Here is a 13,347-nt window from a genome sequence, read left to right as displayed (position 1 = left end):
TTCAATCTTCGTTTGTTAATTGTGCTTTTAACCATGTCTCAAGTTCAGCAAAGTGACTATAGACCAGCAATTTTTCAGCTTCTATTTTTTCTAACCGGTTTTTATAAACCACTGCTTCACTCAATTCACTTTTTGGTGCATTTTCAACAAAATTCATTATGCCGTTTTCTATTGTAACAAATCCAACTTCAAAAAACACGTTAATCATAAAAATTAAATTATTTTCTTTAATTTTTAAATAATCTGATAGAACTTTTAGTTTGTGACGAATGTCAACATCACGATGACTTGCTGCAAATTTAAATAATTGACCAAACTGTTGGCGACTAGGCATGCCATTCAAGTATGAGTCGTCTCCACTGTAAAAACAAGCGATTATTTTTTCAGCTTGTGTATTACGAAGAATTTCAGTTACTAGTTCTGTTTGATTAGGACAATCTACAAAAACAATTTTTTCTTTTGTAGTTGTAACAGCACTTGCTTCAGCTAAATTCTCAATGAACTCGACTTGACTGCCCGCCGGAATATTTGTTTGTTGCTTTTCTTGTATTTTTTTATTGAAAAAGACAAAACAAGCATCCTCTTGCCAAATTGTTGGTGAAATATGAGTACCACGCATATCAAAAATTTGAAGACCCTCAACAGCAATATCCTCTAACATTAATTGTGGTTTTTTATTGCCATTCCACTCATTCACGCTGAGTTTTCCAACCAATGAAACCTCGGCATCTTTATTCATCTCATCAGCAACTGGACCAAATTGAAAGCCAATTACATCCAATGATGTTTCTTTATCAACAGCTTTCATTTTTAAATGGGCATTGTTGCCGCCAATTTTTCGAATATCTTGGCCTGAGACATGTTCAATTAAGAAACTAGGTTTCGGATTCCCCGTTCCAAATGGCGCCAATCGATCAATTTCATCAATTGTAGCAATCGTAATTTCTGATAATGTGATTTTTTCATCAATTGAAAGTTCAATACCAGCAACAGAAGTATTATTTTGGTGCTCCCAAAATAGATTTAACTGTTCTTGCAGTAATTCGATATTTTCCATTGGCAACGTGATGCCCACAGCCATATGATGTCCTCCGAAGCTAGTTGTTAAACCTCGCACCTCATTAATCGACTCATATAAATGATACGATGAAATACTTCGACCAGAGCCTTTTACATAACTTTCTGTTTCATCTATATTCAAAACAAGTGCCGGTTTCCCCGTTTTTTCAACAACTTTACTAGCAACGATACCTAATACACCTTCATGCCAGTTCTGACGTGCTAAAATATAGACTGATGGCTCTTCGGTTAAATCTGCAATCATTTGAAAAGCTTCTTCTGTAATTTCAGCTACATATGCTTGACGTTCTTCATTCTTCTTATTTATAAAAGTTGCTAAACTATCGGCTTCTTCTTCATCAAAAGTAGTTAGTAATTCAACAGCTGGCTTGGCTTCTCCAAGACGTCCAACAGCATTTAAACGTGGTGCTAAAGCAAAACCAACTGTTTCTTCTGTAACAGCTTCTTGAGTTACTCCTGCCGCTTTAATTAAAGCACTTAATCCAATTCTTTCAGATGATTTTAATACTGCTAGTCCTTGCTTGACTAAAGCACGGTTTTCACCAGTCAATGAAACCAAATCAGCAATTGTCCCAATCGCAACTAAATCCAATAACTCAACTGGAAATTCTCCAAGAAGAGCTGTTGCTAGTTTAAATGCGACACCTACTCCCGCTAAATCACCAAATGGATAAGCACCTGCTGGATGTCGTGGATGGATAATTCCATAGGCCTCTGGTAAAGTTTCTGGTAACTCGTGGTGATCTGTTACAATCACATCAATACCCAATTCATTGGCTTTTTGAATTGCTTCATGTCCGGAAACACCGTTATCACAAGTTAAAATTAAACCTGCTCCCTCTTCAATTAGTTCCTCAAAGACACGAACATTCGGTCCATATCCATCCGTAAAACGATTAGGGATATAAAAATCAACTTCAGCCCCTAACATCTCCAGCGTTTCTTTTAAAACAGAGGTACTTGTGACACCATCAGCATCATAATCTCCGTAGACAACAATTTTTTCGCCAGCTTCAATAGCAGTCGTAATCCGTTCTACTACTTTATCCATATCAAACAATAAAAACGGATCATGAATCCAACTTTCATCAGGGGTTAGAAAAGCTTCGGCCTTTTCCTTCGTATCTAGCCCTCTGTTTAGCAATAGCCCTGCGAATAATGGCGAGCTAGACAATGATTCACTTAATTCAGTTATTTTATTATGTTCAACTACTTGATTTATTAATTTCCAGTTCATTCGAGATTTCAACAATCAAATCACTCCTAACCTATTTATTATACCAAATTATCTCTCAATAGAGTAGCAACTCTTTCAATGTTATTTTTTATTTTTGTTGTATCTTGATTCGTTTAACTTTATACTAGAGATGTTCTTTTTTTTGTAACATTTAGGAGGTTTTAACCATGACTTGGAAAGTGAAAAATTTTAATGAATTAACAACTACTGAACTCTTTTATATCTATCAACAACGGATTAAAATATTTGTTGTTGAACAAAATTGTCCTTATCAGGATATTGACGAATTAGATTTAACGAGTCTTCATGTCTTTAAACAAAGTGAGTCTGGTGAAATTATGGCTTATGGACGAATAATTGCGCAAGATCCACGACTCCATTTCGGTCGAATTATCGTTGCTCAAAAATATCGAAAAACTGGACTAGGTAAAGAACTTCTTTCAACTATTTTAAAAACCATTGAAGAGAAATTTCCTAACCGCGAAATTGAAATCCAAGCTCAAGCTTATTTAGAAAAATTTTATGGCAGTTTTGGTTTTCTACCGATTTCTGAAATCTATTTAGAAGATGATATTCCACATATAGATATGTTGCGCCAAGTTTAGTTTTTTCAAATCAAAAAAAGCATTGAGAATCTGATTCTTCAGATCCACAATGCTTTTTCATTTTATGATTTATTTCTTTTTCTTTGTAGATTTTGGTTTTGTAATAATGCCAAATGGTTTTCCAATTGGTAAGAAGGTATACCCAAAATGTCCATTTAAAACAGCTGCTCCACAACCATAGAATGAGAATACAGCGATTAAAAATTCTGCAATAGCTGCCATCATATGGAAAAACTCAGGTGCAATGCCTAATGTTGACATAAATAGTCCTAGGAATAGAAAATCAATTAAAAAGAAAATAATAAATAGAACTTTATTTGTTTCAAGCGCACCAATTGTCATAAAGACGGTAAAGATAAAATAACCAATAAATGCAAAACCTAAATCTTTCACATCAAATGACTCTTGTAAAGCTGTTCCAAACAAGCCACTTTGAATCATCCAGCTCATACCAGTACCTAACCAAAACAATCCGTATGCCGCAAATGCTGTTGCTCCAAAAAGATTGTTATGCTTAGCATCATATGCTGAAGCAATTAATTGTGCTACACCACCTAAGAAAATCGCCCAAGGAATAACACCGCTTGTTCCTTCAGTCCAACCTAATTTTTGTGAAGATGCTACTAATGTAACGATTGCTAATCCAAAAAGACCAATTGCAGTCGGATCAATCGTGACTGTTTTTACTTCATAATACTTTTTTTCCATTATCTGTATGTGCTCCTTTAAAAATATAATTATCAACTCGTACTAAAATAACACGTTATAGATCACTCGTCAATCTAATTTTATCCCTTGTCATCATCCCTTAATAATAAGTAGCCTCTGTTTCTTAATGAAAGCGAAACCATCTATCTTAATTTCTTAATTCACCTTTTCTAGTACTTTTCCATATGTAAATAATAAAAAAAAAGCTAGCCAAAATATTATTGGCTAGGCTTTTTAATAATAGTTAGTTTTAAACGATTGGATTTGTCATTTTACTGACTAGCTCATCTTCTAAACTGTTAATTTTCTTTTGTTTTGCTTCGATTTCTACTTCTTTTTCAAGTAACTCTTGCTCATACTCTGCTTGAACCTTAGAAAGTTGTTCTTTAGTTTGGTTATCTTTATCATCCAATTCTTTTTTCACTTTTTTTAATTCTTTTTTTACTTGAATACTTGAACTAGTAGAAACTAAAACTGTTGCGATAGCCCCAATAAACAAAGAACCTAAAATAATCATAATTAAAGGCCAATCAACTTTAATAAAGCCAAAATTCACAGGAACTGCATCTACATTAAAAATTGCAAATAAAACGATAATTAACACTAAAATAATACCAACTACTAAACGCCATTGATTTTTCATCCCTAACACTCCTTATAATAAAAGTTTGTTGAGCCGATTAGGACTGACTCATAAGAACTAGCCTGATTAAAATTTTTGTTGAGCTGGCCAACTCCGATAAGAAAATAGGAAATTATGCGAAAAGTGTTTTTTTCCTTTAGCTTAATTTATCTTTTTCTTGAGAGTCCAACAACATCAACCTAGCTTTCTATCTAAATTTAAATTCAGATTTAATTCATCTACCACTTAAGCATACCTTTTTTTTATTTTCTTGTCTAATATTTTCTACTAAATTTAATAATTTTCAAATAGAAAAAGCTAAGAAAAAATTCTTAGCTTTTTATGTGTTTATTTATTATTAAATACATTTCCGGCGATATAATCTCCAATATGCGGAAATAATGTATAAAATTTGCTGGCGACTTCAATTAACACAGGTAAATTTAATTCTCGACGAGGAATCCCCATAACACCAACAATACGATTGGCAACTACTTCAGAATCAAGCACTAGACGGTCTACTTTATCCAAATAGCCCCCCTCTTTATCTGCAATATCAAAAAAGTTTGTAGCAATTGGCCCTGGATTAACTGTTGTTACATAAATACCTAAAGGTTTTAATTCCAAACGTAATGCATTGGAGTATCCTAGTACAGCAAATTTAGTTGCTGAGTATACGGATGATTTAGGAGTAGCCATTTTACCAGCCTGAGAAGCAACATTAATGATGTGCCCTACTTTGCGTTCTGCCATTTGTAAGGCCACTAATTGAGTCATATACATCATTCCCAATACATTGACGCGGAACATTTTTTCAGCAAGATCCATATCGAATTTCAAAGCTTCTTCAAAGAAACCAAATCCAGCATTGTTAACTAAAACATCCACAGTTCCAACTTCATCATAGATACGCTCAACAACTTCTTTAATAATTTCTGGATTCGCTATATCAAGTTGAAAAGCATAAGCTTCTTTACCCGAAATTGCTTCACAATTTTGCTTCACCTTACCCAGTTTATCAATTCGTCTTGCGCAAACAACTACTCTAGCATTTTGGCGAGCACAAGCATACGCTATCTGTTCTCCCAAACCACCTGAACCACCTGTAATCACTACTACTTTATCCGTTAAGTCTCGACGATTATCTAACATAAATTTCAGCTCCCTTATTTTAGTTAACTTTATTTATCGGTTCGCACCAACTGAATCTCAATTTCTTCAAAATCTTTGACGATGTGTGACTTTTTAAAAATGCTCTGAGCTTCCTTTTCAAGGGCGTATGCTTCTTTCCCTAAATATCTAGCACTGATGTGTGTAAGCAATAAACGTTTGGCATTGGCCTCTTTAGCCACTTCTGCAGCATCTAAGCTAGTTGAATGGTGATAATCACGAGCAATTTTTCGATCTTCTCCATCAAATGTACTTTCATGGACTAATACATCGGCATTTTGAGCCAATAAAACACTATTAGGATGCTTTCTTGTATCACCTAATATGGTTACAATTCGACCTTTTTGATCTTCTCCCACAAAATCCCGACCATCAATTACTTGTCCATTTTCTAAGGTCACTGTCTCTCCATTTTTGATTCTACCATACATTGGTCCAAAAGGAACGCCAACGGCTTTCAACGCTTCAACTTGGAGCATACCTTGGTGATCGCTTTCTTCAATTCGGTAACCAAACGACTGAATTCCATGATCGAGCTCTAAACAGGTAACTTTAAATTTCTGATCTTGAAATAAAACCCCTTCTTCAGTAATTTCATGAAAGCTCAAAGCATATTTCAAATGAGTTCCTGAAACTTTTAAACTAGTTAACACATATTCACGAATTCCTTTTGGACCATAGACAACGAGTGGTTCGTCTCCACCTTGAAATGAACGACTACTCAGCAAACCAGGTAAGCCAAAAATATGATCTCCATGCAAATGTGTGATAAAAATTTTCTCTATTTTTCTCGGTTTAAGCGTTGTATGAAGAATTTGCTGCTGTGTTCCTTCACCGCAATCAAATAACCAGATACTATTACGTTCTTCTAATAATTTTAATGCAATGCTTGTTACATTACGATGTTTCGCAGGGACACCTGCTCCAGTACCTAAAAATAATAACTCCATATATTCATGTCCTATCTATATCTTATTCTTTCATCTTCTTTATTTTAGCAGAAAACGGAAACTTTGACTAAGAAATAATTGATTCTGGCTAAATTTATTTTTACTTTATTTAATTCTTCAAAACGCTTGTAGCAATCAACTTCGTATATTCTTCCGCTCCAGTTTCATTCGGATGAACTCCATCTTCATAAAACCAGGCACTATGATTTTGACTGTAGCTATTCCAGTCAATTACTTCAACATTAGAATGTCGCTTAGCAGCACTACTTATGCCTTGATTCACACTGTTTTTCCAATTCTTTGGCACTTGAGTATTAACTAGATAAACTTTTTTAGAATCGCCAACAGCTGCCAATAAATCATCCATTTGTTTATCTGTAAAGGCTCCATTTGTTCCTAATGCTATCACGACTGGATTGCCTAATTTATCCTCTTGCTTCAAGCTTTCTACTACTGGAACTGTTTGATAAAGTTGTCTTCCAATCACACCATCAATCACTGCTTTTGGAAATAGTTGTTCAACAGGATTGACGACACTTAACATCACAGAATCGCCAATTAAGGTTACTTTCAGTTCACCAGCTTCTTCCATTTGCTCTGGAGTTAGACCAAATAGCGGTTCTCTTACAGCTGATTCTTCTACTTCTTTATTTTTTTGTTCAATCAAGTCTTGTTTTTGCTTATCAATTTTAGTTTGATTTGCCTTTAACTGAGCAGCTAATCTTATTTTGCCAGGGCTATCCCCAACTGGCGCTACTGTAAAACCTACTAATGAAATAATCAAGATCAAGCTCAATAGCACAATCCCTACTTTATGCATCTTTCCTGTTATAGTTTGATTTCTCCATAAAGATTTCCCATGGTCTACAATCACATTCCAATTCAAAACTTCACGAATGTTTAGTTTCTTGAATGGCATCTCAACGAATCGATATGAAGCCTCTGAAATCAGAATAATCAACGTAATTTGGATAATTAAATGGCGCAGTGGATGTAAACTTGTATCACCTACTTTGACTTCATATAAAATCATCACTGGATACTGCCATAAGTACAAGCCATAACTCCGTTGACCAATCCATTTTAACGGTTGAAGGCTTAATAATTTAGCTAGCCATGTCGCTGGGTGAGCTACTACTGCCACTAAAATGCCACTGATGAGACTAAAAATAAAAATGCCACCATAATACGTAAATGGATCACTATCCATCAATTGAACCATTAACCAGATTAAAAGGCCTAATGACAACACACCAACAGCATCTAATGTTACTCTACCTGCATTTGGCAAGTTTTTTTTCAGTTTCGTGCTTGGCCAGATAAAAGCTAATGCTGATCCAATTAATAAAGAAAATGCACGTGTGTCAGTTCCATAATAAACACGACTAGGATCTGCTCCTGGAACATATAAAATAGCCATTAACAAAGCCGATAAGATTGAAACACCAATAAAAGTATAGAAAATCCAATCATTTCGTTTAATAAAGACAATCGCAAAAACGACTATCACAGGCCAAATCAAGTAAAATTGTCCTTCAATTGCCAACGACCATAAGTGGACAAATGGTGAAGGTGTTGTAAATCGATCAAAGTAAGAAGCACCTTGGCTAATTTGCCACCAATTATTTAAATAAACTAAACTAGTTAAAATCATATTTCGAATATTTAATAACAAACTACGCTCAAAAATTGTAATCCACCCGGTGACTAAAATCAACATAGTCACTAAAGCAGGATAAAGACGATTTAAACGTCGTTTCCAAAATTGTTTCAAACTAATTTTGCCATTTTGTTCAAATTCTTGAATCAATAAATCACTAATTAAATAACCAGATAAAACGAAAAAAATGGGAACCCCTAGAAAACCTCCTGGCAATATATGAGGTGTTAAATGATAAAATATGACGCCAATTACTGCTAATGCTCTTAAACCATCTAAACCAGACATATATCGACTACTTTTTAGTCTTTTAGCTTTCTCCATTTGTTCCAATCTCCTTTAAACTCTGTTACTTTTTCTTTAAGTTTCTTTTCTTTAGTGTAACAAAGTTAGTTGAAATATGCGACACTGATTGACTGTTTCATTCTAATTATTCTTAAAATTTATAAAAAAAGTAAAAAATAAAGCTTGTTTTCATAAAAAATAACCTAAAACGAATTTTCGTTTTAGGTTATTTTAAAATTAGAGAATAATTGATTTTCTATTATTCAACAAATTCAAATTCATATTTCATAATACGAACAATATCGCCATCTTTCGCACCACGAGCACGCATCTCTTCATCGACACCCATCGCACGTAATTGTCTAGCAAAACGCATGATACTTTCATCATGTTCAAAGTTCGTCATTTTAAAGGTTTTCTCAAGCTTGTCGCCACTAAGAACCCAAGCAGCATCAGGATCACGAGTAATTTCAAAACCTTTTTCTTCTGGTGTATGTTTGTATAAAACAGTTTCATCTTCATCAACTAATTCATAAAGTGGGAATTCTGATGTAACATCTAAAACATCAGCTGTTGCACTCAACACATTATTCATTCCTTTATGGCTAATGGCAGATATTGGAAAGACCGGAATATCGTCAGTAAACTCATCCGTTTTCCCTGCATTTAATTTCTCTCTGAAAATTTTCAGATTCTCTTCAGCTTCAGGCATATCCATTTTATTGGCTACAATTAATTGCGGACGTTCCATTAAACGTAGATTATACGTTTCTAACTCTTTATTAATTGCTAGATAATCATCAAAAGGATCTCGACCTTCACTCCCACTCATATCAATCACGTGTAAAATAACACGAGTACGTTCAATATGACGTAAAAATTGTGTTCCTAAGCCTATTCCTTGAGAAGCCCCTTCAATTAAGCCGGGTAAATCAGCCATAACAAAGCTACGACCATCTTCTGCTTGAACCATGCCTAAATTAGGAACCAAGGTTGTGAAGTGATACGCACCAATTTTGGGACGCGCTTTTGAAACGATAGATAAGATTGTTGATTTTCCTACTGAAGGAAATCCTACTAAACCAACATCAGCTAAGACTTTTAATTCTAATTCTAAATTACGTTCTTGACCTGGTTCACCATTTTCAGCAATCTCTGGCGCTGGATTTCTAGCAGAAGCAAAACGGATATTCCCACGTCCACCACGACCACCTTTAGCAACGACTAATTCTTGGTCATGATAAACTAAATCACCTAATACCATTCCAGAATCTGTATCTTTAATCGTTGTACCTGGTGGAACTTTAATAATTGTATCACCAGCACCACGACCATGCATGCCTTTGCTCATTCCTTTTTCGCCTTCTTGAGCTTTAAAGTGACGAGTAAAACGGAAATCTAAGAGTGTACGCAGACCTTCGTCTACAACAAAAACGATATCTCCACCGTCTCCACCATCTCCACCTGCAGGTCCACCATCAGGAACATATTTTTCTCGACGAAAAGCCACCATACCATTCCCACCGGAACCGGCTTTAACATTAATTGTCACTTGATCTAAAAACATTGACATCTTTTTCTTCCTCCTCATTAAAGTCTGAGTTTGTGAGAATTTAACTTCATTCATTTATTTAATTCATTAAGCTACTCTTTGGATTACTGCGACTATTCTAAGTGTTACACTTGTTCCAAGATGTAATTTAAGATGCGAATTCCCAAAACACATTCGCCATTTAATTGAGGCATGTTCAGTCTGCCCCACTTAATCCATTCTCTATTGTACTTGTCAATTGCTAGTTTGTCTATAAAGATACTCGATATTTAATGTAATTTTAGTTGAAATTGTAAATTCTCACTCTGAATTCTAGGAATTTACTGGGCTAAAATAAAAAATACCACAAACTTAAGTTTCTAGCAAAAGTTTGTAGCAACTTATTTTTATGTCAATTGGCTATAATTGATTCGTTCAATCCCTAAAGAAGCAATTTTATTTTTAACTTCATTAGAAGTTAAGATATCTAATTCATCTAGCCTTTTCTTTGTATACGAACTTAGGGCTAATAAATCATTGTCAATAAAAGCCGGATGAGTGGCAATTTCCAAAGATTCAACTGCTTGGTAGCTTTGCAATAATTGATTGAGTTTTTCAACTGTTGCTTCAGAAGCATAAAATCCAGCGTCAAAATTCGTTGTGTGTCGAACTGTTGGCGTTAATTCTTCAATTTTTGCGCCTGTATTAAGGTCGTGGTGACTTTGTCTCAAAGGCACTTGGTACTTTTCAGCTAATTTCAAAACAAGAGGCAATAAACTCGGATTCATATGAACATGATGATGACTGTCTATATGCGTCATAGATAATCCAGTCTGTTTAAATTGTTGTATTTGCGCTTCCCATTCCTTTTCCACTTCTGTAACAAGTACTTTTTCACTATAGTCTTCTTTTTTATAAAAATTGTTCGTCTTTTGATCCGTTAATGATGAGACATTTTCAGCAATAGATTGCCCCGCTGTCAACACCAAATGAATTCCTACTCCTAGACTTGGGTTTTCTTTGGCTAATGCAACTGCCGAAGAAAATCCAGGCATGTTGACCATTAACGTTGTTGATGTAACAATTCCTGAACGATGGGCCTCTATAATTCCGTAATTAACTCCTTTAGATAATCCAAAATCATCTGCATTGACAATTAATTTCATCTAACATTCCTCATTCCATCATTTATTAAGAAAAAAACAACTTCTAAACTGGAGCTTAATTTTTTTTATTTTGTTCATCCTTATTCTTTTTACGCATAAACACTAAAAATAAAATCACTAAAATGACTAATATTATCCCCATAATTAAAGGTAGCTGACTTTTTTGTTCCCCAGTTTGTGGAAACACATCTGTTACATAAGTAACTTCATCCATTACTTTGTTTTCACTATTATTAGCATCCGCTGCTGGCGGATTAACTGCTGGAGTTTCAATAGTTGCTTCCTGTTCCGCTTGTGTGCCCGGATTTTGTTCTGAAACTGCATTATTAAGATTATTTCCAGAAGAAGTCGAATCTTCTAAATCAGTATTTCCATTGGAGACGTCAGCTATACTTGATGATGATTCCTCTTTCGTTGGTGCATTTTTTTCGCTAGAACTACTATCTAAACTCGAAGTTGACTCTTTGTTAGATGAATCAACCTCACTTGAGTTACTAGCTAGACTCGAAGATGATTCTTTTTCTTCACTTGAACTCACTTCTTCTGAATCCGTTTTTGAATTTTTATTTTGGCTGTCATTATTTTTAGTTGTAGATGCTTCGCTACTACTTTTAGAAGATGATGACACATTAACTTGACTTTCTGGACTCGATCCGCCTAAATCAGCAAATGAAGCAACTGCCGTAGCAGCTAAGCCTAGTCCAATTGTTCCTAATACAATCACTCCTAATAATGTTGAACTTTTCATTGTTAAACACTCCTCCATTCTACCAACTTGCTATGTATCAAATTGTTATATTTCTATTATACGTGTTTATGTCTAAAAACGCACGTCTCTCTCTTTCTTTTTTCTTCTTGAACTAAAGAAATTTTAATAATAGCTTTTATACTCGGTTATATATATAACCGAGTATCCAATTTATAAACAAATTAAAAATAGCAGTTGCACCAGAAAATTGGTGCAACTGCCACTAATGTAACCTTATTTATTTTCAATTAATTTAAAGTTTGACCATGGTTTTAAGAAGTCTAGTAAAAATAATTCGTCGTCACTAATTCGTCCAACTACATTGACACGACCGATATTTTCCATTTCCTTCAAAGCAATTTGCATCTCCCCTTTATACTGACCAAAATCAACGTTGTCGACTAATAAATCGCCGCGTTTAATATCGATTGTATTATGAGGTGGAAACTCTTCATTTTTATATTTTATTCTAGTCATTGTTGAACGTAAAATATAAGCCGAACGGTCACCACGGTAACTGTGTAACTCATCTAACACAACTTTTCTTTCAACATCACTAATCTCTTGATCTAAGTCTACTTTAACAGATGGATAATCTGCATTAAAAGCTTCTGCCATGGCAATAATTTCAGCTTCTGATGCATACGCATTTCCAATAATGATATCATCAATTAAATCTGTTAGTACTAAGTGTTTGACTTGAGTCGCAATCTCTAAATCGCGATGATCTTCTAATGAACAAAGTCCATCCTGTGTTGGCCAAGGTCCAAAAGTCGCTTCATGCGAATTCACAAAGGCTGCTGTATTTAAGTTATGGTTACGATATTGGTTTGAACAATAAACAAAATGATTATATTCTAAACCAGAATAACGATGTGGGTAAAAATTATGTGAGCCTAATAAATTTTCACGATTTGGTGAAAATGCCATAATACTATCTACATACTTTGTTCCAGAACTCATATTAACTTCTATTTTAATGCCATAAGGATTACGTGTCATACGCGCTTCTTCTTGGCCAGTAAATCCAATATCTAAGCGAATGCCATATGCTCCCATTTTATGGAAGAACGATAAATCATCATAAGAAATATTTAATTGTGTAAATAAACCTGGGTTGATATCAACCATCACTTCCATGCCTAAACTATTTGCATAGGCTACAACTTTATTAAAACTACCTAAAACTTGATCAGCATCGCCGTCAATTTCTAACAAACTAGTAAAAACTCGTGTGTACCCATGTTTGTGTGCTAAATCTAAATAAGCTTGGTCCTTTTCAAATGTTGAACGTTCTGGATAAATCGAAACACCTAATTTTCCCATCGTTTATTCCTACCCCCATACTCTATTTTAACGCATCTATTTTACTTAAACGAATACGCTACCATAAACATTATAACAAATGAAAACTGTTTCATCTAGGCTTATTTCCGATAAAACTTACACAACTTAACCACCAATTAATTGGTACGTAAAAAAACAAACGATTGCCCCTAGTTGAAAAGTTTCTTTAAAAAAACTGGTATACACCATTTAATTTTTTGTTTATTTTCAATCTGATGAAGAAAAGAAAGAAACGAAC

11 protein-coding genes are annotated in these 13,347 nt (G+C 34.4%); 1 reads left to right on the top strand and 10 read right to left on the bottom strand.

The genetic code is table 11. The annotated features are described in order from the left end of the window. Position 1: 1 nt before the first annotated feature. Positions 2-2,332 carry a single-stranded-DNA-specific exonuclease RecJ gene (gene recJ, locus BR77_RS01860; RefSeq protein WP_035063773.1) on the bottom strand — a complete coding sequence of 777 codons (2,331 nt, stop codon included), beginning with the start codon at positions 2,330-2,332 and terminating at the stop codon, positions 2-4. Between the two features lie 152 nt (positions 2,333-2,484). On the opposite strand from recJ, the gene BR77_RS01855 reads away from it, so the two are divergent. Beyond that, the gene (locus tag BR77_RS01855; RefSeq protein ID WP_010053039.1) at positions 2,485-2,922 is read left to right on the top strand and encodes a GNAT family N-acetyltransferase; all 438 of its coding nucleotides are present in this window, start codon (positions 2,485-2,487) and stop codon (positions 2,920-2,922) included. 69 nt (positions 2,923-2,991) lie between these two features. Here BR77_RS01855 and BR77_RS01850 read toward each other — a convergent pair whose 3' ends face one another. From BR77_RS01850 to BR77_RS01810, 9 genes are all read right to left on the bottom strand, one after another. After that, positions 2,992-3,630, bottom strand: a complete 639-nt coding sequence (locus BR77_RS01850) for an acetate uptake transporter (protein ID WP_010053038.1) — start codon at positions 3,628-3,630, stop codon at positions 2,992-2,994. 250 nt (positions 3,631-3,880) lie between these two features. Further along, a complete protein-coding gene (locus BR77_RS01845) occupies positions 3,881-4,273 on the bottom strand; it encodes a lipopolysaccharide assembly protein LapA domain-containing protein (protein WP_010053037.1) in 393 nt (130 codons plus the stop codon). A 327-nt stretch (positions 4,274-4,600) separates the two neighbouring features. Beyond that, positions 4,601-5,404, bottom strand: a complete 804-nt coding sequence (locus BR77_RS01840) for an SDR family NAD(P)-dependent oxidoreductase (protein WP_015076607.1) — start codon at positions 5,402-5,404, stop codon at positions 4,601-4,603. Positions 5,405-5,433: 29 nt separating this feature from the next. Next, on the bottom strand, positions 5,434-6,372 hold the full coding sequence (rnz, locus tag BR77_RS01835) for a ribonuclease Z (RefSeq protein ID WP_015076608.1): 939 nt from the start codon (positions 6,370-6,372) through the stop codon (positions 5,434-5,436). A 109-nt stretch (positions 6,373-6,481) separates the two neighbouring features. After that, a complete protein-coding gene (locus BR77_RS01830; RefSeq protein WP_035063770.1) occupies positions 6,482-8,356 on the bottom strand; it encodes an acyltransferase family protein in 1,875 nt (624 codons plus the stop codon). Between the two features lie 220 nt (positions 8,357-8,576). Continuing rightward, on the bottom strand, positions 8,577-9,884 hold the full coding sequence (gene obgE, locus BR77_RS01825) for a GTPase ObgE (RefSeq protein WP_010053031.1): 1,308 nt from the start codon (positions 9,882-9,884) through the stop codon (positions 8,577-8,579). 371 nt (positions 9,885-10,255) lie between these two features. Continuing rightward, positions 10,256-11,014, bottom strand: coding sequence for a chitin disaccharide deacetylase (chbG, locus tag BR77_RS01820; protein ID WP_015076610.1), 759 nt, complete (start codon positions 11,012-11,014; stop codon positions 10,256-10,258). Positions 11,015-11,069: 55 nt separating this feature from the next. Next, positions 11,070-11,762: an LPXTG cell wall anchor domain-containing protein gene (locus BR77_RS01815; protein WP_010053026.1), complete on the bottom strand. Its 693-nt coding sequence runs from the start codon at positions 11,760-11,762 to the stop codon at positions 11,070-11,072. Positions 11,763-11,996: 234 nt separating this feature from the next. Then, positions 11,997-13,088 (bottom strand): DUF871 domain-containing protein, encoded by a 1,092-nt coding sequence (locus tag BR77_RS01810; RefSeq protein WP_015076612.1) that lies wholly within the window; start codon positions 13,086-13,088, stop codon positions 11,997-11,999. Positions 13,089-13,347: the final 259 nt, after the last annotated feature.

The sequence above is a fragment of the Carnobacterium maltaromaticum DSM 20342 genome (assembly GCF_000744945.1).
Classification (GTDB): Bacteria; Bacillota; Bacilli; order Lactobacillales; family Carnobacteriaceae; genus Carnobacterium; species Carnobacterium maltaromaticum.
This window is presented reverse-complemented; position numbering and strand designations above follow the sequence as displayed.

Coding starts and splice junctions, on each gene's coding strand:
- BR77_RS01855 (WP_010053039.1), top strand. CDS start 2,485: ATGACTTGGAAAGTGAAAAATTTTAATGAATTAACAACTACTGAACTC.
- BR77_RS01815 (WP_010053026.1), bottom strand. CDS start 11,762: ATGAAAAGTTCAACATTATTAGGAGTGATTGTATTAGGAACAATTGGA.
- rnz (WP_015076608.1), bottom strand. CDS start 6,372: ATGGAGTTATTATTTTTAGGTACTGGAGCAGGTGTCCCTGCGAAACAT.
- obgE (WP_010053031.1), bottom strand. CDS start 9,884: ATGTTTTTAGATCAAGTGACAATTAATGTTAAAGCCGGTTCCGGTGGG.
- BR77_RS01840 (WP_015076607.1), bottom strand. CDS start 5,404: ATGTTAGATAATCGTCGAGACTTAACGGATAAAGTAGTAGTGATTACA.
- BR77_RS01850 (WP_010053038.1), bottom strand. CDS start 3,630: ATGGAAAAAAAGTATTATGAAGTAAAAACAGTCACGATTGATCCGACT.
- BR77_RS01830 (WP_035063770.1), bottom strand. CDS start 8,356: ATGGAGAAAGCTAAAAGACTAAAAAGTAGTCGATATATGTCTGGTTTA.
- chbG (WP_015076610.1), bottom strand. CDS start 11,014: ATGAAATTAATTGTCAATGCAGATGATTTTGGATTATCTAAAGGAGTT.
- BR77_RS01810 (WP_015076612.1), bottom strand. CDS start 13,088: ATGGGAAAATTAGGTGTTTCGATTTATCCAGAACGTTCAACATTTGAA.
- BR77_RS01845 (WP_010053037.1), bottom strand. CDS start 4,273: ATGAAAAATCAATGGCGTTTAGTAGTTGGTATTATTTTAGTGTTAATT.